At 39.0% G+C, this 25,819-nt stretch carries 29 protein-coding genes and 1 other annotated feature; of the genes, 1 reads left to right on the top strand and 28 read right to left on the bottom strand.

The annotated features are described in order from the left end of the window. Positions 1 to 26: 26 nt before the first annotated feature. The 14 genes from arsC to MF646_RS13370 all read right to left on the bottom strand — a co-directional run bounded on the left by arsC (position 27) and on the right by MF646_RS13370 (position 10,064). Entirely contained in the window at positions 27 to 446 is a 420-nt protein-coding gene (arsC, locus tag MF646_RS13435) for an arsenate reductase (thioredoxin) (RefSeq protein ID WP_250097020.1), read from the bottom strand. 61 nt (positions 447 to 507) lie between these two features. After that, positions 508 to 1,818, bottom strand: a complete 1,311-nt coding sequence (locus MF646_RS13430) for an arsenic transporter (RefSeq protein WP_250097019.1) — start codon at positions 1,816 to 1,818, stop codon at positions 508 to 510. 29 nt (positions 1,819 to 1,847) lie between these two features. After that, positions 1,848 to 2,201 carry an ArsR/SmtB family transcription factor gene (locus MF646_RS13425; protein ID WP_250097018.1) on the bottom strand — a complete coding sequence of 118 codons (354 nt, stop codon included), beginning with the start codon at positions 2,199 to 2,201 and terminating at the stop codon, positions 1,848 to 1,850. Positions 2,202 to 2,328: 127 nt separating this feature from the next. Next, positions 2,329 to 2,802 carry a thioredoxin family protein gene (locus tag MF646_RS13420; RefSeq protein WP_250097017.1) on the bottom strand — a complete coding sequence of 158 codons (474 nt, stop codon included), beginning with the start codon at positions 2,800 to 2,802 and terminating at the stop codon, positions 2,329 to 2,331. Next, positions 2,802 to 3,227 (bottom strand): disulfide formation protein C, encoded by a 426-nt coding sequence (locus MF646_RS13415; RefSeq protein WP_250097016.1) that lies wholly within the window; start codon positions 3,225 to 3,227, stop codon positions 2,802 to 2,804. Before MF646_RS13415 ends, MF646_RS13420 begins: the two co-directional genes overlap by 1 nt. A 160-nt stretch (positions 3,228 to 3,387) precedes the next feature. Further along, positions 3,388 to 4,119, bottom strand: a complete 732-nt coding sequence (locus MF646_RS13410) for an MBL fold metallo-hydrolase (RefSeq protein ID WP_250097015.1) — start codon at positions 4,117 to 4,119, stop codon at positions 3,388 to 3,390. After that, positions 4,119 to 4,289 (bottom strand): hypothetical protein, encoded by a 171-nt coding sequence (locus MF646_RS13405; protein WP_250097014.1) that lies wholly within the window; start codon positions 4,287 to 4,289, stop codon positions 4,119 to 4,121. The genes MF646_RS13410 and MF646_RS13405 overlap by 1 nt, the downstream gene beginning before the upstream one ends. Before the next feature lie 119 nt (positions 4,290 to 4,408). Beyond that, positions 4,409 to 5,551, bottom strand: coding sequence for an amidohydrolase (locus tag MF646_RS13400; protein WP_250097013.1), 1,143 nt, complete (start codon positions 5,549 to 5,551; stop codon positions 4,409 to 4,411). Between the two features lie 170 nt (positions 5,552 to 5,721). Further along, positions 5,722 to 6,000, bottom strand: coding sequence for a 50S ribosomal protein L27 (rpmA, locus tag MF646_RS13395; protein ID WP_250097012.1), 279 nt, complete (start codon positions 5,998 to 6,000; stop codon positions 5,722 to 5,724). A gap of 5 nt (positions 6,001 to 6,005) precedes the next feature. Beyond that, on the bottom strand, positions 6,006 to 6,347 hold the full coding sequence (locus MF646_RS13390) for a ribosomal-processing cysteine protease Prp (RefSeq protein ID WP_250097011.1): 342 nt from the start codon (positions 6,345 to 6,347) through the stop codon (positions 6,006 to 6,008). Positions 6,348 to 6,351: 4 nt separating this feature from the next. Beyond that, positions 6,352 to 6,660 carry a 50S ribosomal protein L21 gene (gene rplU, locus MF646_RS13385; RefSeq protein ID WP_034626944.1) on the bottom strand — a complete coding sequence of 103 codons (309 nt, stop codon included), beginning with the start codon at positions 6,658 to 6,660 and terminating at the stop codon, positions 6,352 to 6,354. Positions 6,661 to 6,672: 12 nt separating this feature from the next. Beyond that, positions 6,673 to 6,746, bottom strand: a sequence feature (ribosomal protein L21 leader region). A 63-nt stretch (positions 6,747 to 6,809) separates the two neighbouring features. After that, positions 6,810 to 8,312: an Rne/Rng family ribonuclease gene (locus MF646_RS13380; protein WP_250097010.1), complete on the bottom strand. Its 1,503-nt coding sequence runs from the start codon at positions 8,310 to 8,312 to the stop codon at positions 6,810 to 6,812. Between the two features lie 88 nt (positions 8,313 to 8,400). Continuing rightward, positions 8,401 to 9,171, bottom strand: coding sequence for a M50 family metallopeptidase (locus tag MF646_RS13375; protein ID WP_250097009.1), 771 nt, complete (start codon positions 9,169 to 9,171; stop codon positions 8,401 to 8,403). A 95-nt stretch (positions 9,172 to 9,266) separates the two neighbouring features. Then, a complete protein-coding gene (locus tag MF646_RS13370) occupies positions 9,267 to 10,064 on the bottom strand; it encodes a M23 family metallopeptidase (RefSeq protein WP_250097008.1) in 798 nt (265 codons plus the stop codon). 402 nt (positions 10,065 to 10,466) lie between these two features. Here MF646_RS13370 and MF646_RS13365 point away from each other — a divergent pair, with 402 nt between their 5' ends. Continuing rightward, positions 10,467 to 11,387, top strand: a complete 921-nt coding sequence (locus tag MF646_RS13365) for an aldo/keto reductase (RefSeq protein WP_250097007.1) — start codon at positions 10,467 to 10,469, stop codon at positions 11,385 to 11,387. Positions 11,388 to 11,549: 162 nt separating this feature from the next. Here the strand turns inward: MF646_RS13365 and MF646_RS13360 are convergent, their stop codons facing one another. From MF646_RS13360 to MF646_RS13295, 14 genes are all read right to left on the bottom strand, one after another. After that, a complete protein-coding gene (locus MF646_RS13360; RefSeq protein ID WP_250097006.1) occupies positions 11,550 to 12,074 on the bottom strand; it encodes a MogA/MoaB family molybdenum cofactor biosynthesis protein in 525 nt (174 codons plus the stop codon). 270 nt (positions 12,075 to 12,344) lie between these two features. Beyond that, on the bottom strand, positions 12,345 to 13,139 hold the full coding sequence (gene minD / locus MF646_RS13355; protein ID WP_250097005.1) for a septum site-determining protein MinD: 795 nt from the start codon (positions 13,137 to 13,139) through the stop codon (positions 12,345 to 12,347). Between the two features lie 108 nt (positions 13,140 to 13,247). Further along, a complete protein-coding gene (gene minC / locus MF646_RS13350; protein WP_250097004.1) occupies positions 13,248 to 13,931 on the bottom strand; it encodes a septum site-determining protein MinC in 684 nt (227 codons plus the stop codon). Positions 13,932 to 14,101: 170 nt separating this feature from the next. Beyond that, positions 14,102 to 14,626 carry a rod shape-determining protein MreD gene (gene mreD / locus MF646_RS13345; RefSeq protein WP_250097003.1) on the bottom strand — a complete coding sequence of 175 codons (525 nt, stop codon included), beginning with the start codon at positions 14,624 to 14,626 and terminating at the stop codon, positions 14,102 to 14,104. Next, a complete protein-coding gene (mreC, locus tag MF646_RS13340) occupies positions 14,623 to 15,498 on the bottom strand; it encodes a rod shape-determining protein MreC (protein ID WP_250097002.1) in 876 nt (291 codons plus the stop codon). The genes mreD and mreC overlap by 4 nt, the downstream gene beginning before the upstream one ends. A 13-nt stretch (positions 15,499 to 15,511) precedes the next feature. Then, entirely contained in the window at positions 15,512 to 16,552 is a 1,041-nt protein-coding gene (locus MF646_RS13335; protein ID WP_250097001.1) for a rod shape-determining protein, read from the bottom strand. Positions 16,553 to 16,817: 265 nt separating this feature from the next. Further along, the gene (gene radC, locus MF646_RS13330) at positions 16,818 to 17,510 is read right to left on the bottom strand and encodes a RadC family protein (protein ID WP_250097000.1); all 693 of its coding nucleotides are present in this window, start codon (positions 17,508 to 17,510) and stop codon (positions 16,818 to 16,820) included. Between the two features lie 141 nt (positions 17,511 to 17,651). Further along, positions 17,652 to 18,224, bottom strand: coding sequence for a Maf family protein (locus tag MF646_RS13325; RefSeq protein ID WP_250096999.1), 573 nt, complete (start codon positions 18,222 to 18,224; stop codon positions 17,652 to 17,654). A gap of 150 nt (positions 18,225 to 18,374) precedes the next feature. After that, a complete protein-coding gene (locus MF646_RS13320; protein WP_250096998.1) occupies positions 18,375 to 19,463 on the bottom strand; it encodes a hypothetical protein in 1,089 nt (362 codons plus the stop codon). A gap of 141 nt (positions 19,464 to 19,604) precedes the next feature. After that, complete coding sequence (locus MF646_RS13315; RefSeq protein WP_250096997.1) at positions 19,605 to 20,822, bottom strand: type II secretion system F family protein; 1,218 nt, start codon at positions 20,820 to 20,822, stop codon at positions 19,605 to 19,607. 19 nt (positions 20,823 to 20,841) lie between these two features. Next, a complete protein-coding gene (locus MF646_RS13310) occupies positions 20,842 to 21,882 on the bottom strand; it encodes a type IV pilus twitching motility protein PilT (protein ID WP_250096996.1) in 1,041 nt (346 codons plus the stop codon). Positions 21,883 to 21,895: 13 nt separating this feature from the next. After that, entirely contained in the window at positions 21,896 to 23,566 is a 1,671-nt protein-coding gene (gene gspE, locus MF646_RS13305; protein ID WP_250096995.1) for a type II secretion system ATPase GspE, read from the bottom strand. Positions 23,567 to 23,600: 34 nt separating this feature from the next. Then, positions 23,601 to 25,256: a hypothetical protein gene (locus MF646_RS13300; protein ID WP_250096994.1), complete on the bottom strand. Its 1,656-nt coding sequence runs from the start codon at positions 25,254 to 25,256 to the stop codon at positions 23,601 to 23,603. Beyond that, positions 25,249 to 25,815 (bottom strand): hypothetical protein, encoded by a 567-nt coding sequence (locus tag MF646_RS13295; protein ID WP_250096993.1) that lies wholly within the window; start codon positions 25,813 to 25,815, stop codon positions 25,249 to 25,251. The genes MF646_RS13300 and MF646_RS13295 overlap by 8 nt, the downstream gene beginning before the upstream one ends. Positions 25,816 to 25,819 lie beyond the last annotated feature (4 nt).

Here is a 25,819-nt window from a genome sequence, read left to right as displayed (position 1 = left end):
CAAACCAACCTTTTTCAGTAACCTCTTTATTTCCCAGTTTCTCCGAATGTTTTGATACGATCACCAATTTCATCGCGTACCCGTTGGAAAAACGCCCACTTTTCCTCGTCTGTCCCTTCCGCTTTAGCTGGATCATCAAAGCCCCAGTGAACACGTTCCTTGTTAGGCGGTGTTGCTGGACATACATCATTCGCATGACCACATAATGTTACTACTAAATCAGCTTTCTTTAAGATTTCTTGATCAATCGTATCTGAAGTTTGACCTGAAATATCAACACCAGCTTCAGCCATGGCTTTTACAGCATTCGGATTCACTCCATGGGCTTCAATCCCTGCTGAATAGACATCATATTTATCTCCAAGGTATTTCTTTCCCCACCCTTCTGCCATTTGACTGCGGCATGAGTTTCCTGTACATAAAAAGTAGATAATTGGTTTAGACATAATAATTGCTCCCCTTTAAAATGAATTTTATATTATGAAGACGCAAAAGAATTGCATCTTCCTACAAAATGATAACAAGCCATAAATAAAGACCAACAAGCGTAATAAAGAGGGTTGGAACCGTTAAGATGATCCCGACTTTAAAGTAATAACCCCAAGATATCTTCATGCCTTTTTGAGCAAGAACATGAAGCCATAAAAGAGTTGCTAAAGATCCAATTGGGGTTATTTTTGGCCCTAAATCTGAACCAATAATATTGGCATAAATCAACGCCTCACGCATCGCGCCTGCTGTATTCGTCTCTGCAATCGCCAATGCATTAATCATAACCGTTGGCATGTTGTTCATGATTGAAGACAAGATCGCTGCAATGAAACCCATTGCTATCGTTCCCGCAAATAACCCTTGATCAGCTGATCTCTCGATGACAACAGCAAGAAGATCAGTCAGGCCAACATTACGCAGGCCGTAAACAACGACATACATCCCAATAGAAAAGACAACAATCGCCCATGGTGCATTCTTAATAATTCCAGCTGAACTTAAGATTGGATTATTTGCACTAATCGAACGGAAGATCAAATAAAAAATAATGGCAATTGGCATCGCGACAAATGAAACTGGTAAGTGAATAAACTCACTAATAAAATAACCAATAAGAAGAAACGCCAAGATGTACCATGAAAGCTTAAATAATTTAGGATCTTTGATCGCTTCAACTGGCTTTTTTAACTCATTCATATCATAGTTCTTCGGAATGTCTTTCCGAAAATATAAGTATAAAACGAGAATACTCGCACCAAGTGCAAAGAAATTCGGTACAATCATTCTTGAAGCATACTCGACAAACCCAATTCCAAAAAAGTCAGCTGATACGATATTAACTAAATTACTAACCAAAAGTGGCAACGATGTCGTATCAGCAATAAATCCACTCGCCATAATAAAAGGTAAGATCATAGCCTCTTTAAAGCGAAGAGCACGAACCATCGCTAGAACGATCGGTGTTAAAATTAGTGCTGCCCCATCATTAGCAAAAAGTGCTGCAACAACTGCTCCTAGAAGGGAGACATAAAGGAACATTTTTACTCCGTTCCCTTTGGCAAACCGGGCCATATGCAAAGCTGACCACTCAAAGAAACCAATTTCATCTAAGATGAGGGAAATAATAATAATAGCTACAAATGTTAATGTTGCATTCCAAACAATTCCTGTTACTGTGATAACATCATTAAAGTCAACGACCCCAACAATCAAAGCAAGCACAGCACCGATAGATGCTGACCACCCAATTGAAAGTCCTTTCGGCTGCCAAATGACCAATACAAGTGTAAACAGGAAAATGACGGATGCTAAAACGACAGATGCCATTTTCTCCACTCCTTATTTTCTATCTTTTTTTACTCACAACAACTTACCCGTAACCCTCGTTCCTCAAGTTCGACTAAGCGCTTTTTCTGACTTGGAATGTGTACTAATAAGCTTTCAAGTAATGGATAAGCTTCATGCTTTTCATTTACACGATAAAAGATCCATTGTCCTTTTCTTTTTTCTTCAACAAGTCCAATATCTTTTAATTTCCGAATGTGCTGGCTAATAGAGGGCTGGCTCATTTGAAATAACTCAACAAATTCACATACACAGCATTCATCTTCTGACAACATTGCCATCATCGCTAAGCGAGTTTTATCACCTAGAAGCTTTAACACTTTAGCTGCTGCATTTATTTCAACAGTAGAAATCGAATTGTTCATCCCAATCAGTCCTTTCGTTCATGGTTCCGATTATATAATTATATGCTTATATATGCAATTAATTTTATGTAAAGAAAAAGTAAAGGATAAGTAAAGAATTAATCCTTACTTACCCTCATATAATCTCTTATTCACTTAACACATATTCGTCAAAAAATTGCTGAAACTCTTCATCAGGGACTGCGCTAACAATTCTTCCCTCTTCCGCTCCATTTTCAAAGTGGATAATCGTAGGAGTAGAATCTAAATTGTATTGGTCCCAACCTTCTTCAAATTCCCTTAAATTATATTGAACTAAGTTGATCCCATTCTCTTCTGCTAACGGAACCAATCTTGGAGTCGCCTCTTTACAATACGGACAATCCGAACTATAGAAGTAGACTGTCACTGCCTCCTCGTCTACAAGCTTCTTTTCTAATTCATCTGGAAGAATAACATTTTGATAATTCGGATCATCTATTAATTCAATGGTTGCTGGATGTAGGCGATCTTTTCCAAATGGGTTTCCTGCTGCCTTTTGTGCTTGATTTATATTTGAAACAACAATTAATGCAACAAAAATCAAAACAACGATACTGCCAAATATAATAATTTTCTTCATTATGAGTCCTCCTTAGATAACCTTAAGATCAATAAACTACATATAAAAATAATAATAAAAGCAGTCAATGCAAGGAACGGAATTGTTACAAATCCAAACCAATTAATGTATTGACCTGTACACGGAACACGACCACAAGCAGGAGCAGTTTGAGTAAAAAATGGTATTTTTTGTAACGCGTAATGATAGCTTGATAGACCAATTCCAATCAACGATAAGACAGCTGAATACAGAGCAACCGTTGCATCCTTTTTTATAATCCCAATGGCTAATATAATCACTAGCGGATACATAAAGATGCGTTGATACCAACAAAGCATACACGGCTCATACATTTTCACTTGAGAAAAATATAATGAACCTAGTGTTGCTATTAACGATGTTATCCATGCTACGATAGTCAAGTTCTCTACTTGTTTCCTCATTTAAAGTCCTCGTTTTCATTTTCTAAAATACTAGATTCATTATACAGATATTCAAATTTCATTGCTACTTTCAAACTTTGACAATCTTGAGAAATAAGAACAAAAAAACACAGCAAACTAGGGTACTAAAAAAGGTCAATTCCTTTTTCAGTACCCTTTGTCATTCCTTTATTAAACCACTAGAAGCAAGAACGATCTCACCTGCAAATTGCTCAGCAGCTTCTTCAACTAACTTATTATGATCTCCAAAGTGTGGAAGATGACTTAAAATTAGTTGTTTTGGCTTAGCGATGTTAGCAAGTTTACCAACGTCTTCACTTGTCATATGACCAAATTGAGCGATTTGATCTCCTTTATAGCCACTGCATTCTGCAATTAAAAGATCGGCTCCCATTGCAAACTTAGCTAACTCTGGAAAGTAACTAGAATCAGCTGTGTATACATACGTTTTCCCTTTGCTCTCTATTTTCATTGCAAAGCAAGGAACGGGATGATGCGTTCTTAAAAAAGACAACGTAAACGGACCGATCTGTAACGATTGCCCGTCGTCATAGGCCACCGCCTTTACAACATCTCTATATCCAAGCTTCGAAAAAGCTTGTGCATCTTCTATATGTCCATAAATAGTTGGGTGCTTCCTTTTTGTCCCTAAGCCTTTATGCACAATTTGAGCATACTGATATGCTCCAATATCTGCTTGATGATCATGATGATAATGAGATAATACGATCGCATCAAGCTCCGTAACCTGACAATAAGCTTGCAAGGATGAGAGCACTCCACTGCCACAATCGAGCAATACTTTGTAATCTTCTTCTTCAACTAAATACCCTGAGGTAGCTTCTCCATGTTCTGGGTAGGCATGCCAATAACCAACAACAGTTACCTTCATTACTCCTCACTTCCCCAATTAGAGTGAGATTGATTGCATTCCTCAATGCGTTCTCTTTCCATAATGATAGCCAATTCTGTCATAAGCTTCTTTTGCTCGTCTTCATGCTTTGCATCAGAGGCGCACTCTTGTAATCGCTTTATTTTTTCTTGTTCTTTATTTTTTTCCACCTTTAACACCTTTCCCATTTTCAGCATACCCTAAATTTTGTACAGAGAGTTAACGTAAGTACATTGCTTCTGGGGTATTGTAAGAGGAAAATCTGCCCATTTTCAATACCCTCTATCCCTTATTCATTATATACACATTCTCCATTAATAAACGTTTTTTCCACTTTCGCTTGCCCTGTTAATGGGTGAGCGTTCCAAATCACAATATCTGCATCCTTTCCTACTTCTAAACTACCTACTTGCTGGTCAATCCCTAAATGCTCGGCAGCTCGAACTGTTATTGCTCGAAATGCAGCTTCTTCTGACAAACCAAATTTTACTGCTGTTATCGCTGAAGTTATGAGATGGTCAATGGTAACGACTGGATGATCCGTTGTAATGGAAAAAGGAATCCCCTGCTTTTCCAACTCGACAAGAGTGTGCCAACCTTTATTATTCAATTCCTGCTTCGTGCGGGAGGTCATCGTTGGACCAACAGAAACTCGAACATTATGTTTAGCTATGTAGGAAGTAATTAGATGACCTTCTGTACAATGCTCAATAGTTGCTTCAATATCAAATTCTTTTACTAGTCTTAGCAATGTTGCAATATCATCTGCTCTATGTGCATGAGCTCGTAATGGAATCTCTTTGTTCAACACTTTCATAAGTTGTTCCATACCAAGATCACGCGTTTTAACCTCTCCAGCTTCTAAACTCTTTTTATAGTCTTGCGCTTTCATAAACTGCTGGCGGAATAAAGCTGCAACACCCATTCTAGTTACAGGCAATTTCCCCTTTCCACCGTGAACACGTTTTGGATTTTCTCCAAACGCTGCTTTCATTCCTGACGGTGATTTAACGACCATTTCATCAACGACGGTTCCTTTCGTTTTTATAATAGACATCTCTCCGCCAATGACATTGGCACTTCCCGGCATAATTTGAACTGTTGTCACACCAGCCATCCTCGCATCTTCAAAGCCCCGGTCGAATGGATTAATTCCATCAATTGCACGAATGGATGGTGTAGCTGCATCCGTTGTTTCATTAAAGTCATGTCCAGTCTGTCCTAATCCTTCTGAAAATACGCCTAAATGTGTATGAACATCTATTAATCCAGGAGTTATGTATTTACTACTTGCATTGATAATTTCTGCCTCGGCCGGTATTGTAACTTCCTTCTCGACAGCAATGATTTTTCCCCGATTAATAAGTATCGTTCCTGATTTAATCATTTCACCCGTTCCAAGTAGAATTGTTGCGTTTACAAAAGCTTTCAATTGTTAGTCACCTCTTTTATTTCGTAAGACGAATTATATTCTCACTATACTATGTTTCATCTGAGATGAATAGTACCGATGTTCGTTTACATCAGCAGTCATTTTTTCAGTTGATTTCAAAAACAAAAAAATCCCCTCATAGCTAGTGCTATAAAGGGACTTTTTCATAATTATGCAGGGTATACGCTCACTTGCTTGCGATCACGACCAACGCGCTCATATTTAACAACGCCGTCTACTTTCGCAAATAGTGTATCGTCTCCACCTTTACCTACATTCACACCAGGATATACGCGTGTTCCGCGTTGGCGTACTAGGATTGAACCACCTGTTACAGTTTGACCGTCAGCACGCTTAGCGCCTAAACGCTTAGAGATCGAGTCACGTCCGTTCTTTGTACTACCTACCCCTTTTTTCGATGCGAAAAATTGAAGGTTCATTTTTAACATGGAATTCACCTCCCGAATGTTTCATTGACTTGCATATTACGGCTGTATTCTTCAGCGATAGATTGAAGGGATACGACCATCCCTTCGAGTAGAATTTGTACTTTCTCATATGTCACAGCATCCAAATCGTTCGGAACATGACAGCGGAGAAAGCCACCATCCTCCTCCATTTCAACATCAAGCTCTACTGCACAAAGTGCAGCAATCGCATTGACGGAACCAAAAGAGACAGCTGAAGCTCCAGCACAAACAATATCATGACCATGCGGACCAGCGTCTGCATGTCCACTCATCGTAAAAGAGACAATGTTACGTTCGTCGTTACGTGTTATCTCAACCGTAATCATAGACTTAAGCGTTAATCTTCTCGATTACCACTTTCGTGTATGGTTGACGATGACCTTGCTTACGACGGTAGTTTTTCTTAGCTTTCATTTTCCAAACGATGATTTTCTTTGCACGACCTTGCTTTTCAACTTTAGCCGTAACAGTAGCACCCTCTACGTATGGAGCACCAACTTTCACCTCATCGCCACCTACGAATAAAACGTTATCGAAGCTAACTGTTTCACCAGCTTCTGCGTCTAATTTTTCGATGTAAACTTCTTGGCCTTCTTGAACCTTTACTTGCTTACCACCAGTTTCAATAATTGCGTACATACTTGCACCTCCTCATATACTCAGACTCGCCATCCCAGGTAGGTTTGAACCTTTGTAAAACCTGCTCTGTGCGGTTATAGTTGTTTGGGTGCGACCAAATAACTAACAAGCGATATTGTAGCATATTTTCTTGAATTATGTCAACGTGTTTATTTCGCTTTTAATCGTTCAAGTTGCGCAATGGCTTCGTCTAAATTCCCAATGTAGCGAAAAGAAAAGTTCTCTTCTTGCACATTTTTATTTGGGTAGACAAGAATACGGAAGCCAAGTGCTTCTTCCAACCGTTTTAAATGCTCACTTTTCTTTCCAAAAAGTACTGTTGAAACAGCAGCTGGCAACTCCAAGACAATTGCTTCTTCATCCATCCCTCGGTGCTCCCATAAATGCCGTTCAATCTTAAACGCCTGGGCTTCATCTGAAAGAACAACCCCTTTGCCTGTACAGGTTGGGCACGTCTTTGAGAGACTTGCTAGAAGATTCTGCCGTACTTTTTTTCTTGTCATTTCTAACAAGCCTAACCCTGTAATGCCAAGAACATTTGTTTTCGTTCGATCGTTTTTCAATGCTTTTTCAAACACACTTTGAACATATTTACGGTCTTCTTCTCGCTTCATATCAATAAAATCAATGACGATAATTCCAGAAATATCACGTAAACGGAGCTGTCTTGCAATTTCCTTCGCTGCTTCGCTGTTCGTTTTCCGAACGGTATCATGGAGATTTGTTTTCCCTGTAAACTTCCCAGTATTAACATCAATTACGGTAAGTGCTTCAGTTTGGTCTATCATTAAATAAGCTCCATTTTTCAACCATATTTGGCGTCGTAATGCGCGCTCAAGCTCTTTTTCAATTCCATATGCTGAGAAAAGATTTTCCTTCTCACGGTAAAGCGACAGCGATTGCTGCAGCTTTGGAAATGGTTCGAGAAGTTCCTTAAGTAATTTATAATCATCAATACAGTCAACAACTAATTCATCAATTTCCGTAAAAGAAAAATCCCGGACAACTCGTTCAATCAAACCAGAGTCTTGATGGATTAACGCTGGAGCTTTTTTGCTCTTACCTTCTTTCCAGAGCTCCTTCCATAATTTACGTAAAAAATGAAACTCTTGCGTAATCACTTCTGCTTGCTTTCCTTCACAAGATGTACGAATAATTAAACCTTCTTTATCCTCAATAATTCCTTCTGCAATTCCTCTCCAACGCTCGCGCTCCGCCTCGTTTGAAAAACGACGAGATACCCCGACATAATCACCTTCTGGCATATAAACAAGAAACTGTCCTGGAAAAGATACAACCCCCGTTAGTCTTGGGCCTTTTGAACCGAACCCTTCCTTCGTTACCTGGACTAACAATTCTTCACCTTGTTTAACAAATTCAGAAATGCTCCGCTCTTTTTTCTTATCCTCATCTTCGTTACATAAGTGAAAGGAGAGTAGGTCATCACGATAAAGAAAGCCATTTTTATCACGTCCAATATCAACAAATGCCGCTTGCATCCCTGGTAAAACGTTTACAACTCTACCTCTATAAACATTGCTTACAATTCTATTTTCAAGTGTGCGTTCAACCATTAATTCAACGACACGATTGTTCTCGACAACAGCCGCTCTTCTTTCTCTTGTCGCCATATTAAAATATATTTTCTTCAATGAGAAAAGCCCCTTTAATTGAATCTTTTCTTCATTGTACCAGTTTCAATGCAAAAAGTCGTACCCATGTATGGTACGACTTTTTGCCCTACTTTTTTATATGAAGCAACTGTGAAAGGGGGACATGTGGCTTTTTACTCGTAAAGAGCATTTGCAACAGCTCTTTTTCTTCGATTATGCACGCTGTTCCGCTTTTCACTTGGAATACTTTGTATAAATGATAGCGCCCTCGTTTCAGTAACTTCATTGCTTCTCGCAGCGAAAGTGAATCGCGAACCGCTATAATAGACGTTTGCTCTGGCTCACCACCTTTTTCAGATCTTCGAGCCATAAGAAAGCGCATAAACCTGTAATGCCGCTGCTTCCATTCAAGATAGTTTGTAATAAGTAGAAATGATATGACAACCCATAAATTCAAATGATAAGGGAACCAAATTAAGCTTATGAAAATAATCGCTATCAAAACAAAACAGGAAATCCACCTAGAAACAGTGAGTGCTTGAACATAAGGGAAACGGTACGTACACCATAGTTGGACAAGTCTTCCTCCATCAAGAGGTAAGATCGGAATTAGGTTAAACATGAGAATCATTATATTATGCCAAATAAAAAGATGATGATCCGTACTAGTCCAAAATGACGTTTGAACTAAGCAATAAGACAGAACCATCATCCAAATATGTTGTAGCGGCCCTGCGATAATAACAATCAGTTCTTCGTGAAAAGGCCGATTTCCGACATCTTCCACTTCGGCCACTCCACCAAATGGCAATAATTCAATTTTATGAATCCTCCATTTGAATGAGTGTGCCGCAATCGCGTGTCCCATTTCATGAATGAACACAATCAGAAATATCATCAACACTTCTCTAAAATACCCTGTAAACACACCGATGCCGAGGATGAACCAAAATAATGGGTTAACCTTAATTTTCGCTGCCAATTCTCTCATAATTAATCAAAAGAAATAACTTCGCTAGGATTAATATATTGGTCGCCGTCCTTTAACGCAAAATAGAAAACCCCTTTTTGTGCTTCTTCATTTGTAGAGACTAAACCAATTTTATAGCCTGGTTGGATATGGTCATACAAGTTCACTTCGACCTTATCAAGCATGCCATACACTGCTTCTGTTCCGTCATAATGTTTTACAGTTACGGTCTTCCCAAGATTTCCACCCTCATCATCGGCTCCAACCTTGCTCACTTGTCCACCTTTTACTGCTTCAATTTCAGCATTCATTCCTGTCTCAATTAAGATTCCTCTTCCATCATGTTCAAAATCCTGACTTATTGTACCTGATGCCGGAACCGCATATACCATTTCTACTTGCTCATTTGGATCACTTTGAGCCATATCCTGATTTACCGGCACGAGAGCTAACGGTCGCCCGAATTGATTTTCATACCAATTAGCCACTGCTGCAAACTGAATTTCTTGCTCATACGTTTGTTGTACAAAACGCTTCGCCCCTTCTGCTTGAGGAACAGTTGATTGAAAAAGTATAGCAGTCATTAAGAAAATACAAACGGATGCCATTAAGCGAAAAAGAAAAAAATCCCCTTTCGGAACGTGTACTTTGGCTCCTTCATCATTTGTAGATGGTGGTACATAAAAGTCAGGCTCTTCTCTCGCATCTTCATGTCGATTTAAGAGCATCGGCACCGTCCGTTCGCGATGTTTAACATTGCTATTGATTTGACGACGTCTATTTTCTAGTTTTCTACGTACCTTATTTATATCCTTGGACATATGCTCCCCCATCCTTTTCAAACTAGTTTACTTTACTATATGACTTGTCCGTAGGTGATATGACATAATAGAGATAGATAAAAAAGGCGGTCTTCCTTTTTTATCTATCTCTATTGCAATGAGCGTAGCCGCCGTTATGTCTTAAGCCTTTTGAGTGAACTTCTCAAAAGGCGCACGGCGTGCGGAGCCATTGCCACTAGGGACGCTCTTTTGATGTAAAAAAGGCGGTCTTCCTTTTTTATCTATCTCTATTGCAATGAGCGGAGCCGCCGTTATGTTTTAAGCCTTTTAAGCATTCTTCGCAGGAAGGCGCACGTGGACGCTCTTTTTTCATGTTTTATTCTTCTACGAACCGGAAAACAAACTAGTATGAAATATTTTTTGCCGAGAGGAGACCTGATAATGAAAACACGTAAACTTGGTCGATCTGATTTATATGTTAGTGAAGTTAGCCTTGGCTGTATGAGCATTGGAACCGAAATAAGTAACGCAAGAAAAGTCATAGAATCGGCGCTTGATGGTGGGATCAATTACTTAGACACTGCTGATTTGTACTATCAAGGGGTAAACGAGGAACTTATCGGTGAGATAATTAAAAGCAAACGAAATGATATTATTCTTGCTACAAAAGCAGGTAATCGTTTTGAACAAGGAAAAGAGGGCTGGAGTTGGGACCCTTCAAAAAAACATATAATGACAGCTGTAAAAGATAGCTTACGTAGACTTCAAACCGACTTTATTGATTTATACCAGCTTCATGGAGGAACAATTGAAGACAATATTGATGAAACAATAGAAGCCTTTGAAGAGCTAAAGAAAGAAGGGGTCATCCGCTATTACGGTATTTCTTCCATACGTCCCAATGTCATTCGCGAGTATGTAAAGCGTTCATCGATTGTTAGCATAATGATGCAGTATAGTTTACTTGATCGTCGTCCTGAAGAGTTATTTTCTTTTCTAGAGGAAAACGAAATAAGCGTTGTTGCTAGAGGACCTGTCGCTAAAGGATTACTTACTGATCGAATGCTTGACACGATGGCTGATACCATAAAAGAAAAAGGCTATCTTACTTATTCATACGAAGAACTCGTATCATTACGCTCTAAATTGGAGCACGAGCTACTAGATGGTCGTCCGCTCCAAGCGCTTGCTTTGCAATACTGCCTAAGCTCTCCAGTCGTAGCTTCCGTTGTAACCGGGGCAAGCAGTGCTGAACAAGTAAAAGAAAACATTTGTTCCATCGAATCTTTTGATGTTTCAGATGATGAAATCGCTTGGCTAAAACAAGTAACAAAACAAGAACGTTACGAGCAGCATCGGTAGATAGAAGAGAAGTTGCGGTCTGTCTCAAAAGGTCTGTTTCTGACTTTTGAGACACACCCTAAGCAAAGAAAGAAGTAGGTTCCCCCTCAAGAATTAAACCAACCCACAACAAAAAGACTGCCCGAGACTTTAATCTCTAAGCAGACTTTCTTACTTAACTTATTACACTCTTACTTTATCCATAAGTATTTCTTTCATGACAGACCCGATTTCAGGAAGAATAATTCGGTCCATTGCTAATTGAATCGCTCCTGTTGGTCGAGGCATCGAGAAGATCGCCTTCCCGTCACGTACACCTGCAATTGCACGACTTAAAATCGCAGCTGTACCGATTTCTTCTTTAAAACTTAAATGGCGAAATAACTCTCCGAATCCTGGCATCTCTTTATCTAAACTATCTCTAACAGCTTCATGCGTCGTATCATGAAGGGCAATCCCTGTTCCTCCTGTAATTAAAATCGCATCCACATCAGCACGAATTGCAGCGATTTTAATCCAGTGTTGAATTAAGCTATATTCTGCATTTATAATCTGGTACTCTGTTACACAGTGTCCTTCTTTTTCTAACATTGACCTAATCAGTGCTCCACTTTCATCATCCTCGTACGAACACGAATCCGTTACCGTTAACACCATGCAGCGAATGCTCTTTGTAGTTTCTTCCAAATGTTCTTCCATCATCGTCATGTATTTTGGCCTCCTATTTTTAAAAACCACATTCTTGAAAACAATCATAACATAGCCTACTTCCTCTGTTACCGAAGTCTGCCAAATAATCGGTACGGAGCTCAGAAAGTGAATGAAAAGAAGCGTCTCGTTACTCACCGCTTCTAATCATAGTTACTCGTTCATTATCAAGAATAATGCCAAAATATGAACTTTAATAATTGACTACAATGTTGTAGAACATAAAAAAGAGCAAGTGCCTCAACATTGGTCACTTGCTCTACTTCGTTATCATCTTACGCTGAATAGCTTTTTGATTTTAGCAAACATACCCCTTTGTTCTTCGAGTGCCATCAATGGAACAGTTTCCCCAAGAATTCTTCTTGCAATATTCCGGTAGGCAATCGAAGCTTTGCTTGTTGTATGAAGCGCAATTGGTTCACCTTTATTGGAATGCTTAATCACTTCTTCATCATCGACAACAATCCCGAGAAGATCAATCGCTAAAATAGAGGCAATTTCATCAACGTCTAACATATCTCCGTTTTTCATCATATGACCGCGAATACGGTTCACAATTAGCCTTGGAGCTTCAACGTCCTCTTGCTCAAGCAAACCAATAATTCGGTCGGCATCACGGACAGCCGAAACCTCAGGTGTCGTTACAACAATTGCACGATCTGCTCCCGCAACTGCATTTTTAAAGCCTTGCTCAATTCCTGCAGGGCAGTCTATAAGAACATAGTCATATTCTTGTTTTAATTCATCAACAATGACTTTCATTTGATCAGGTTCAACAGATGTTTTATCTTTCGTTTGTGCAGCAGGTAGCAAGTACAAGCAGTCAAAGCGTTTATCTTTGATTAATGCTTGCTTCAACTTACAACGCCCCTCTATCACATCAACGAGGTCATAAATAATTCGATTCTCAAGTCCCATGACAACATCAAGATTGCGGAGCCCGATGTCTGTATCCACTAAGCAAACTTTCTTCCCCGAAAGCGCAAGGGCTGTGCCTATATTAGCAGACGTTGTAGTTTTCCCAACGCCACCCTTTCCACTTGTAATGACGATTGCCTCTCCCACGCTGATGACCCCTTTCTATAACGCTCTTCTATAATCTACGTTAAAATTAATAGTTTTCCACCTTAAAACAAGTGTGCGATCAAAAGACTATCCTCATTAAACATACTCTTACACTTGTAATTGTGCTTCATTTTTTGCAAGTTCTGGATGGGATTGTACAAGTTGCTGAACTCGTCCAATTTTAAAGGACTTCTGCTCAGTAAGAAATGCACTAGCCATCATTTGTTCTGTTCTTTCTTCTGTATCGAATTGTTTAATTTCATCAGCAATTCTTAACTGGGCAGGAGCTAAAAGAGAAGCAGATATGACCGCTTTTTCATTTCCTTCAAAACCGGCATGAGCAATTCCCCTAAGAGCACCCATCACATAAATATTGCCGTTAGCGATTAACGTTCCGCCTGGATTAACATCACCTATTAATAGGACATCTCCATTGACATGAAGCACTTGACCAGAGCGAACAATCCGCATTAATGTTACCGTTTGTGCTTCTTGACGTAATCTCTCAGACTCTTCTTTTGATAGTACACGAGATTCAAAATGATCAACAGCTAAGCTACGTCCTTCTGTAATAATGTTCTCTAGTTCAGCCTGCTGATGTTCTTGGAGAAAGCGATATCCGATATCGACTTTTACGAGAACATCAGGGCCTTCTGATTGTTGATAATGCTTTGAGGATAATTTTTCGATCAATTCTTCTAGCAAACTTTCATAAGAACAGCTATCATCCAATAGGAAGATTAACCCATCCTTTGTACCTTTTATTGTAACATATTGCTTCTTTTGAACCATTGTTGTGTCCACCTCAGCCTCACTCACCTTCGTTGCTACTCAATAGTATGTTCATTTTACCCGAGTAAAACGAGAAAACAGTGATATTACGTTATTCAACATAACGCATCGAAAACCCTTCTTCCTTATGTAAGAAGATGTAGAAAAACACCGCATATTTTGTCACATTCTTAACGATCACGAAGACTAGCTTGTTTCTGAACATAGGAAAATAATTTTTTTACAGGAAAGTAAATAATCATGGCAAACGAGACATTTACTATTAACCCTGGTAGGAATCTCTCATGAAAGAAAAGTGCTGCTCCTATATCAGCTAATCCAATCAGTCTGTATAGTCCATACTGATAATATTCAAATAAAGACACGGCCACTGTTGCAAATAGCAGATGAAAAAATAAAGAATCTTGGATTTGTTTATATGTATAAGCAAATGCATATCCAATCAAACCAAATCCAAACATATACACACCAAGTAATTGAGTATAGACAATATCATATATGAGACCAAAAACAAGACCGTAAACAATAGAGCTATATCGGCCAAAATGAATACCAATAAAAACAATCATCACGACAAGAAATCGCGGAACTAACGTAACATCAATATCGTGATGAGACGGCGTAATAATTTGAAACAGAGTACCTTCTATAACCAACAATAGAAAGACGAATGTAGGAATATAGAAGCGGCTCACGATGGTTCCTCCTCTAGCAATTCAGGATCAAGAGATGTACTCGTACGTTCAATAATATACACATAGTCTAAAGCATAAAAATCAGCCGTTGGTTCGATGTAGGCATTTTGAGTTAAACCATATTCATCAGGCTCAACTCGTACAATTTCACCAATTAATAACCCACTCGGATAAACGCCGCCTTTTCCAGACGTCATTACCATTTGGTTCTCTTCAATCTCTGCCTCAATATCAATCTTGCGCATAATTAATAACCCTGAATCCGCATCATACCCTTCAATAAAACCATATTCAGGTTGATCCATTGAAATCATTGCTGACACGCGGTTCGTTCGATCATTATCAGATAAAAGTTGAATTCTCGAAGAAAATTCACTTACTTGCTTTACCTTACCTATTAAACCACCTTTAGAATCAATAACGCCCATGTTTGGTTCAATTCCATCATTAGAACCTTTGTTTAATCCAATATAATCTGTCCAACGGTCAGGGCTACGATGTATAACGACTGCTGATCTCATTAAATAATCATTTAAGCTTTCATCTAGTTCAAGCATATCTTTTAACGTATTGTTTTCATTTCGTAACAAATTCCGTTCTACAGAAATTTGTGCATATTCTTCAAGTCTTGCCTTCAATAATTTATTCTCTTCATAAATTTGACGGATGTCCCGGACATTTTCAAAGAAACCCGCTACAGCGTATGCGGGTTTCGTAAAAGTGGTCTGCACCCATCCAACAGCATCTCTGATGACTTGTTCTGGTCCTGTGACTTGCTCTCTATCTGTACGCGAGTAACCAATCAACCCGACCAATATGATTATGCTGACAAGAAGAATAATTAATTTTTTATTAGAAAAGAAGGATGGCATGCCGGACACCTACTTACAATTTTCTATCTGAGCGTGATGTGATCCCCGCTTTTGAACGGAATAAATGTAGATTCTCAAGCGCTCTACCAGTCCCAATCGCAACACAATCTAAAGGATTCTCAGCAACTAATACTGGCATATTCGTCTCTTCACTTAACACACGGTCAAGATTACGCAAAAGCGCTCCTCCACCTGTTAGAACAATTCCTCGATCCATAATATCCGCTGCAAGCTCTGGCGGAGATTGCTCTAATGTATTTTTTACTGATTCAATGATCGTTGTCACAGTATCTGCAAGGGCTCCAGCAATTTCTTCGGCTGTGACTGTAATGGTCTTTGGTAAGCCAGTTAGTAAGTCTCGTCCACGGATATCCATGTCATCAACACCTTCCGGAGCGCCTGCAGAACCAATTTCGAGCTTCAATGCTTCTGCCGTTCTTTCACCGATCATTAAATTATATTTCTTTTTAATGTATTGAATAACCGATTCATCCATTTCATCCCCTGCGACACGAATCGATTGACTTGTTACAATTCCACCAAGTGAAATGATCGCTACTTCTGTTGTTCCTCCACCAATATCAACGACCATACTACCAGTCGGCTCCCATACAGGAAGGTCCGCGCCAATCGCTGCTGCGAATGGTTCTTCAAGGGTATATGCTTCTTTTGCACCAGCTTGCTTTGTTGCATCTTCTACAGCTCTTTTTTCAACTGCTGTTATTCCAGATGGTACACAAACCATCACAGAAGGCTTACGTGTAAAAATCGAACGGTTTTTTAAAGCTTGTTGAATAAAGTATTTCAGCATGGTTGCTGTTGTATCGAAGTCAGCAATAACCCCATCTTTCATTGGGCGAACAGCCACGATATTGCCTGGCGTACGACCAATCATATTCTTTGCATCGTTACCGACAGCTTCGATGGAACCTGTATCAGTTCTTAGTGCAACAACCGACGGCTCACGAACAACGATGCCTTTGCTTTTAACGTAAACGAGCGTGTTTGCTGTTCCTAAATCAATTCCTATATCTTTTGAGAACCCACCAAACATCTATGTATCTCCCTTCATACAAATCCGAAATCATAACCTTCATTATAACGAATAATCATAAAAAAAAATAGCCTTAAGTTCCCCAAGTTTCGTAAAAGTCTACGAATCAAAAAACTTTCGTGAACATTTCTCAAATTCATCCTTACACCCATTTCAATGGATGCATACCAAAGAAAAAGGCAACACCCCTATGTTACCATTCTCTTACCCTAATCGCTATGCTCTTTACTCACTCACATCCTTTATAATCATCTTTGCCGAATCATTATATGACATATCCTTGTTCTTTCAGACTAACAAATTTACGATCACCAATAATAATATGATCAAGAAGCTCAATTCCGAGTACTTTTCCTGATTCTGATAACCGTTTCGTCACTTCAATATCCTCTCGACTCGGTGTCGGATCGCCACTAGGATGGTTATGCATACAAATAATCGAGGCCGCCGAACGGCGAAATGCTTCTTTAAACACCTCACGGGGATGAACAATACTTGCATTCAAACTGCCAATAAATATGGTTTTACGTAAAAGGACTTGGTTCTTCGTATTTAAATACAAACAATCAAAGTGCTCCTGCTGCAAAAAGCGCATATCCTCCATCACATAGTTGGATACATCTTCAGGAGATCGGATCACATAACGCTCATCTGGTTGCATGTTATGAATTCTCCTACCAAGCTCAATGGAAGCAGCTAACTCAACTGCTTTCGCTTCTCCTATACCATTAACGGTACACAATTCCTCAATGGCAGCATCTTTTAATAACATAAGTCCATCAAACTTCGCTAAAAGGTGTTGAGCTACTTGTAAAACCGATTCTTTCCTCGTACCACTACGAAGGATAATAGCGAGGATTTCTTGATTCGTCAATGCTTGAGGACCTTCTTGTAACAAGCGTTCTCGCGGTCTTTCTCGAACAGGGACATCTCGAATAAGGAAGGATGAATGGGACAAAGGAAACACTCCTTTCTACTTTGCACAAAAATGGAGATTTTATGAAGTCTTATAAAAGAGAAAAGCAATCCGTTTTGTAATTGATATGACTATAATCGCAACTCATTTTAAGAACATGCTATTTCACAAAAGAACAATTCATTACATGTTTGGAGTTATGCCGATTTTTTTTAATTCTCGCATCGTTCTAGCAAGAGGAAGTCCAACAACAGCGAAATAATCACCAACAATACGTTTAACTAAAAAAGCACCAAAACCCTGGATTCCATAGCTACCTGCTTTATCAAATGGTTCACCACTACGAATGTACATCCTAATATCCTCCTCTGATAATGAATAAAATTCTACATCCGTTTTCTCATAAAAAGTCATCACGCCTTCTTGTGAGCAAATAGCCACACCCGTATATACGCTATGAGTATGCCCAGATAACATTTGGAGCATTGCCTTTGCTTCCTCTTCATTCTCTGGTTTCCCAAGAATTTTATCTTCAAAGGCGACTACAGTATCTGAGCCAAGCACAACAGCATCCTTTGCTTTTGACCATACATCCTCTGCTTTTTGCTTGGCTAATTGCTGTACAACCTCTGCAGGAGACAATCCCTCCTTAACAATTTCTTCTACTGCACTTGTTTGAATGGAAAAAGAATAATGAGCTTGTTCAAGTAGCTCTTTACGCCTCGGGGAACCTGAGGCTAAAATGAAAGATTTCATGAAGGGGTCACCTCTACAATGTTTTCTTTTTATTGTACAGGTTCAAGAGTATAATACCAAATTCTTCTTATCTCAACAATTCGTTTGATAGAAAAACTACCACGACACAAAAAAGGATGAACTCTCTAGCAAGTTCCATCCTTTCTGCTATTACTGCAACGCTTCTACGATTAGCTCATAATTAACAAGTGCATCCAAAAGAGCTTGCTGTGCTTGCCAGAGATCTTTCTCTTCTTTACTATTTACATATGCTGAAAGTTTATCTCCAGCCAGAACCAGATTATCTCCAAGTGCTAGTGCTTGATCTTGAACTGGCTGATTTAAATTAGTAAAGGCTTGATCTCGATCTGCTTGCAAGCTAGCTGTCGTCTTTTCAACTTGCTCGATACGTTCGGAAGTTAATAAAGAACCTCCACCAAAACCATCTACAGTTAACTGTAATAGTTCCTTATAATGAGAAATGGCGTTTGTGAACCAAGACGTTACTTCTTCTGCTTGTCCAGTAACCGTTTGACCATCAACACGATACGTCTTTAAATACGTATCTTGGCCATACCCTTCATATAAAGAACTTATTTTCGTCGCCTGAGCTCGATCTCCACCAGCTCCAATGAACATGTAAATCGGATCTGTTGATTGCGTTAATGCCGCAGCTAACCCTTGCTCTTGTAGCTTAGCAACAATCTCTTGTCCAGTAGATTGCTCACCAAATGCTCCCCCTTGCACTACTTCTAATGCCAAATCTGGGAGAGTATTTCCCCCAGCTTCAGCAGCCGTTGGAATCGCACTGGTAACAGTTTCTCCTGCACCCGCTGTACTAGCTCCATTTCCAGTAAAGACAGTTAGAACCATGAAGCCCAAGCTTAGCCCCACAACAACAGCAGAAAACAAAGCTACCACCAACATAACCGGAAACTTCGGTTTATTTTTAGCATGGTACGATTTTTTCTTCCGTTTAAAAGGCAGCTTCGGACTTTTCTCACTGAAGCCATCATCCCAATATGGCTGTTGATTTCTTTTTCTTTCTTCTTGTTTACTCCCAAAATCTATGATGTTATCTGGTTGAGGAATGATTTCAGTTAAATCTTCTGCTGCATCGTCACGGGCCGCTACGATCTCTTCTGAAACATCTTGTACATTATGTGTATTTTTACTAGAATCATCTTCACGAATGCGGTCTTCAATTTTTTGTTCTTTCCCGTTTAAGCGGACCGATATTTTATATTTATCTTGTTCCATGTAACCACTCCCTCCCTCATTCTTTTTCTTATAATCCTATTCTATTAAACAATAATGGTAGATAGAACAAATTACTGAAAAATTTACTATGAGGGGATAAAAAAAGAAACCTCTATTTTACATAGACGTTTCTTCTAACCGTTAACTTCCAAAATCGTTGTAAATTGTGAACATTGGTAGAATTGTTGCAAGAACAATCGTACCGACAATTACTCCTAGAATAACGATCATTAGAGGTTCAATGATCGAACTCATGCGGGAGGCCATTTGCTCTACTTCTTCTTCATAAAAATCAGCAACTTTTTCAAGCATCGTATCAAGTTGCCCGGACTCCTCCCCAACTTTAACCATGTGACTAACTAGCTTCGGAAAAACCCAGCTATTATTTAGTGGTTCTGATAAACTCTCCCCCGAACGGAGTGATTCTTTTGAGTCATCCAATACTTTTTTGACCACATCATTATTAGCTATTTCCGAACTCATCGTTAATGTTTGTAAAACAGGAACAGAGCTTGCAAACAAGGAAGCCATTGTTCTTGTCACTCGAGCGATAATCGTTTTTTGTGCTAGTAATCCAAATACAGGTATTTTCAACTTCACATAATCAAGTATATAACTGCCTTGTGGATTTCTCTTAACTGCTAAAAAAGTAAGTATCAAAGCAACTACTATTAAAAGCGCAACATACCACTGATGGATCAAGAAATTCGATGCTGCCATAACCATTCGTGTCGGTCCAGGTATATCTCCGCCCATGGAAGTTAAATTGTTTAAAAGATTCGGTAAAACAACTGTAAGTAAAATGATGACAACTGCTATCGCAATTATAGATACCGCAATAGGATACATCATAGCTGACTTTACTTTTTCGCGCACTCTACGCTCTTTTTCATAAAAGGTAGCTAAACGATCTAACACTTTCTCTAAGTCTCCACTTGTCTCTCCCGCACGTACCATATTAATAAAAACCTTATCAAAAACCTTAGGGTACTTTGCACATGCTTCTGAGAAAGACGTTCCTGAGCGTACATCATTGTATATTTCATTTAATGTTTTCTGAAACGGTTTCGAAGTCACTTGTTCAGATAGGATCTTTATTGACTGCACTATCGTTGTCCCAGCATTAAGCAAAGTTGCTAATTGGCGACAGAAGATGACAAACTCAGCATGCTTTACCGGCTTTCCAATAATAATGTTAATGTCCTTATTCCATATTGTTTCTTTTTGCTCACGTAGATCGGAAATAAATAAGCCTTTGCCTTTTAATTCTGTAGCTGCTGATTCCTGAGAACTGGCCGTAACCTTTCCTCTTATCTCTTTACCTGTTCTTGAGTCAATCCCTTTGTAGAGAAAAACCACTGATTTCCCGCCCTTCCTCTTATTCGTGTTTATCCCATCCCGGTACAAATTCATCAGCAATAGCACGAGTTACTAGACCTCTTTGCATAAGGTCAATAACGGCCATATTAATTGTTTGCATCCCGCTATTTCTGCTTGTCTCTAACACAGATAAAATTTGATGAATCTTATCTGTACGAATTAAGTTTGCAACTGCTGTGTTATTTACAAGGATTTCTAGGGCTGCGATCCGCTCTTTTCCATTTGCAGTCGGCAGGAGTCGTTGCGAAACGACTCCAAGTAGTGAACTAGCAAGCTGCATTCGAACTTGTCGATGCTGCTCAGCCGGAAACACATCAATGATTCGGTGAACAGTTTGAGAGGCTGTTTGAGTATGAAGTGTACCAAGAACTAAATGGCCTGTTTCCGCTGCTGTAATTGCTGTTTGAACTGTGTCTAGGTCGCGCATTTCTCCAACGAGAATCACATCTGGATCTTGACGTAGGGCTGCTCTCAAACCAACGGAAAAAGCCTTGCTATCATGACCAATCTCTCGTTGATTAACGATGCTTTTTTTGTGCTTATGCAAAAATTCAATTGGATCTTCCAATGTTAATACGTGCTTGCTCATCGTTTCATTAATATAATCGATCATCGCAGCTAACGTAGTAGATTTTCCTGATCCAGTCGGTCCTGTTACAAGCAAAATACCTTGTGTTTGTTTTGCAAAATCTTGCAAAATTGACGGAAGCCCCAATTCGCCAAGAGTAGGTACATTTCCATCGACGACACGACAAACAATTCCAACTGATCCTCGTTGCCGGAAAACATTTACTCTAAAACGACAAACACCTTGAATCGCGTGAGAAAAGTCAAGTTCACCATTTTCTTCAAATTTCAAGAATTGATCTTCTGGAATAATTTGTTTTGCCATAGCTAGTGTTAATTCTGGCGTTAACACGTCAGAATTAACTTTTTTCAACTTCCCATTTACTCTCAGGCACGGTGTTGCCCCTACTGTAATGTGTAAGTCTGAAGCCTTGTTTTGAAAAGCGAAGTATAACAATTTTTCTATATCCAACGTAGCTCACCTTCTATTCAACTGTTACTCTAAATACTTCATCAATCGTCGTTTGACCTAATGCGGCTTTTATTAATCCATCTTCGGAAATTTTTACAAAGCCTTGTTCATTAATATATTGACGGTATATGGAATCGGACGATTTTTGAGTGATGAGCTCACGTAATGTATCATCAATAACAACCACTTCGTGAATGGCAATACGCCCTCTATAACCCGTACTATTACAGTTTGCACACCCTTTTCCTCTCACAAGCTTTTCGACCTTTAAGCGACGTGATTCGAATAGGTAACGCTCTTCCTCTGCAGGCTGGTAATCTTCGGCACAGGCTGGACAAACACGACGAACTAGGCGCTGGGCAACGACTCCTGTTAATGCTGATGAGACAAGGAAAGGTTCGATCCCCATATCAATTAATCGACTAATTGCACTAACAGCATCATTTGTATGCAATGTACTTAATACTAAATGCCCTGTTAAGGCAGAACGAAGCGCAATTTCAGCGGTTTCAGTATCCCGAATTTCCCCAACCATAATAATATCAGGGTCCTGACGAAGAATTGAGCGCAAGCCAGCAGCAAAGGTCATCCCAATGTTTGAGTTAACTTGTACCTGATTAATTCCTTGAACTTGATATTCAACAGGATCCTCAACGGTAATAATGTTAACGTCAGGAGAGTTCAAATTCGATAAAGCTGAGTATAACGTTGTTGATTTTCCCGATCCTGTTGGCCCTGTAACGAGAATGATTCCATATGCACGACTTAGCATGTTTTGAAATTTCTCTTTATTGCCTTTTGAAAAACCTAGTTTGTGAATACCTAGTGAGACATTTCCTGTGTCCAAAATACGCATAACGATTTTTTCCCCAAAAACTGTTGGCAAGATAGATACACGTAAATCAATTTTTCGAAGGTCGAGATCAATTTTAAATCGACCATCTTGAGGCAAACGTTTTTCTGCAATATTTAATTCGGCCAAAATCTTTACCCTTGAAACGAGAACATTGTGCATGTTCTTCGGAACCGTTCTCTCTTGGCGAAGGACTCCATCCACCCGAAAGCGAATAATTGTCTCCGATTCTAATGCATCTATGTGAATGTCACTTGCTCCTTCTTGAACCGCTTGAGAAATAAGCTGATTGATCATTTTTGCAACCGGCGAATCATCAGATTGCTGCATGTCCAAAAGTGTTTCATCATCTGTTTTCGTAATCATATCATCAAGCATTTGATCGATTGACTTTTGAATTCCATAATAACGATTAATTGCCAAACGCACTTCTTCTTTTTTTGCTATAGCAGGCTCAATTTGAAAACCAGTACTCAGCCTGAGATCATCTAGAGCAAAATAATCGAGTGGATCTGACATCGCAACCGTTAACCGATTTTCATTCCGCTCAACGGGAATTAATTGGTATTTACGAGCCAATTCTTCATTAATAATTCCAATCGTCTTCTGATCAATTTTTTCTTTATAAAGGTTTATGTGAGGAATACCAAGTTGAAATTCAAGTGTTTCAATAATTTGCTGTTCAGTTACCATCCCCATCGTAACAAGCTGATCTCCTAGGCGCGCCTTTGTCTTTTTTTGCTCTTGAAGGGCGTTCATTAACTGATCTTGCGTAATCATTCCTGATTCAACGAGTAAATCCCCTAACCTCTTTCGTTTTTGGGTAGCCATAAGTATATCTCCTTTTTTTACAAGCTGTATGGAGTTACTTAGTTTCGAAGCGCACAAAACCATTTAATGAATACGCGAAATCAAGCATTGCTCCTTGTGTCTGCCAAAGTAGTTGTACTTCATTCGTTTGTTCAAACTTTTCTAATGTTTGTAACGCTAATTGCAAGAAAATGATTGTATCCTGAATCTGAACTTTTCGATCAGCATTTTTTGTATTGTTGATTACCTCTTTCGCTTCTGCTTCATAGGCTTCTACTTTTGAACGAATCAGTAACAGTTGTTCTTCTGCTAACTTGTAATCATTAGTAGTAATTCCTTTTACAGCAACATCACTAATATATGTGATTGCCTCAATCGCTTCTGGCAATAGCTTCTGTTCATCAGTCGGCAAGCGAAATGGAACTGCTTCTACCCAAGAATTAAATTCTCTGTCAATCTTGTAAAGAAAATCACCAATTGCTGTAGCTGACTCACGTGTATGAGCGATTCCTGTGTTTATAACTAAACTAGATAAAGCAGGATCATATTTCCTTACAACTGTTCGAGGAAACATACCTGCATCAATCAAGCTTAGTAACTGTTTTGAAAAGTAAACATCCGTATTATAAGCACCTGTTTGAACAAGATAAAAGACCGAGTCTCCTTCTTTCACCGTCTTATCATATCCAGAAGGTAAATAGTATAATTCGATGCTGCTTACACCTAGTTCTTTGTCATAACTTTCTTTTGGATAAATAGGGGATAGCGTTACATTTCCTGGCTTTGTAACAGCGTTGCCTGTTGAACCTCCAGATGTACCACCTGTTGTTCCACCAGCTTGTCCATTCGATGTACTACCACCTGTTGTTCCACCAACTATTGTATTGTTGTGATTTTTTTCAACACTTTCATTGTCGGTGACAACATCTGTACTACTCTCATTTGACTCACTCGGACTATTTGGTGTATTGCCGTTTGTTTCACCAATCTCATCGGAGTTACCTTCAGCCTGTTTTATATATTGATCTAATTTTTCTTTATCAAATGTATAATCTAATTCAAACTCATTAAGCGTTTCTATATACTCAGCAAAGTCTTCACTGTAAAAAGCTCGTATGGTTACAGTTCCATTGAACGTTTTTACTGAATTTTCACCAACACTTATGTCGTACGTATAATCTTGTAGATGAATTATACGTGGAAGGTTTTCTATTTTCTCAACGAACATGTGAACATCTTTCTCTTCTCCTGTTACATCGACCCTTAATTCAATGTAAGAAACAGTAAGCATATCAACGTCTTTGACGCGAGGTCCTAAGATTTCTAACATATCTTCTGAAAAGATATGACTCCATAAAGACTCCCCACTTTCATTTGGAGAAATCGCGGTCGAAATATTTCTAATAAAAACACCTGTTTCTAATTCTGTACGTTCAAGATCAGCTACCAACTGTTCTACATTCGGCTGTGACGGTACGCTGTTTAGCAACCTTTTTTGATCTTGTAATGTCAATGTTTGTGGCCTTAATTGAGAGATTTGAGCTTCATAATTTGAGATCTCTGTATGGATCAACTGTAACTCTCTTTGCTGAGTAGCTTTTTCCGTTTGTAAAGGACGCACTTGATATATATATAATGAAACAAGTCCTAAAAATAGCAAAATAATTATATATAATACGGGCTTTTGATTTCTATCTAACCATTCACTCATTTACTTCACCTACTAACGTTTGGAGGCTTATCGTAAATTGAGAGGTATACGCTAGGTTACTATCTTCACCAATTACAGTAATTGAATCTAGCTCTGCCCCTGACACAATTTCTTCACCAAATAAACGATTTAAAAAGACAGCTGAATCTCCTTTAGAAAAAGTGGTTACTGTTAGTTGTAAGTCACCATTATTTGTATACATATAATAATCCACAGTTGCACCATGAGGTAATAGAAAATAAATTCGATCTTTTATATCAACTGTCCCTTTATAAACATCATTTAAAAATCTGTCAATAGCCGTATAATGATCCACATAGTTGTACTCCGTTACCCCTGTTGTCATCGAGCTATATTCCAATTCGATTGTATTTCTTACTTGTGTCTGTAATGCAATTTGCTCTTCTAGCGCTTGAACTTGATTACGTGTATCAATGAATGTATATGTGAGAACAATAGCTCCTACAAAGATCGCAGCAAGCCCAGCAACTGGTATAACAGGGAAACTCCCTTCAATTGCTCTTGATCGATCTGGGAGCAAGTCAATGCTAATGTTCACGTCT

Origin of the sequence: Halalkalibacter alkaliphilus, assembly GCF_023555415.1 — a bacterium.
Lineage (GTDB): Bacteria > Bacillota > Bacilli > Bacillales > Bacillaceae_D > Halalkalibacter > Halalkalibacter alkaliphilus.
The sequence above is the reverse complement of the archived record's forward strand: the minus strand, read 5'-3'. Positions and strand labels throughout refer to the sequence as shown.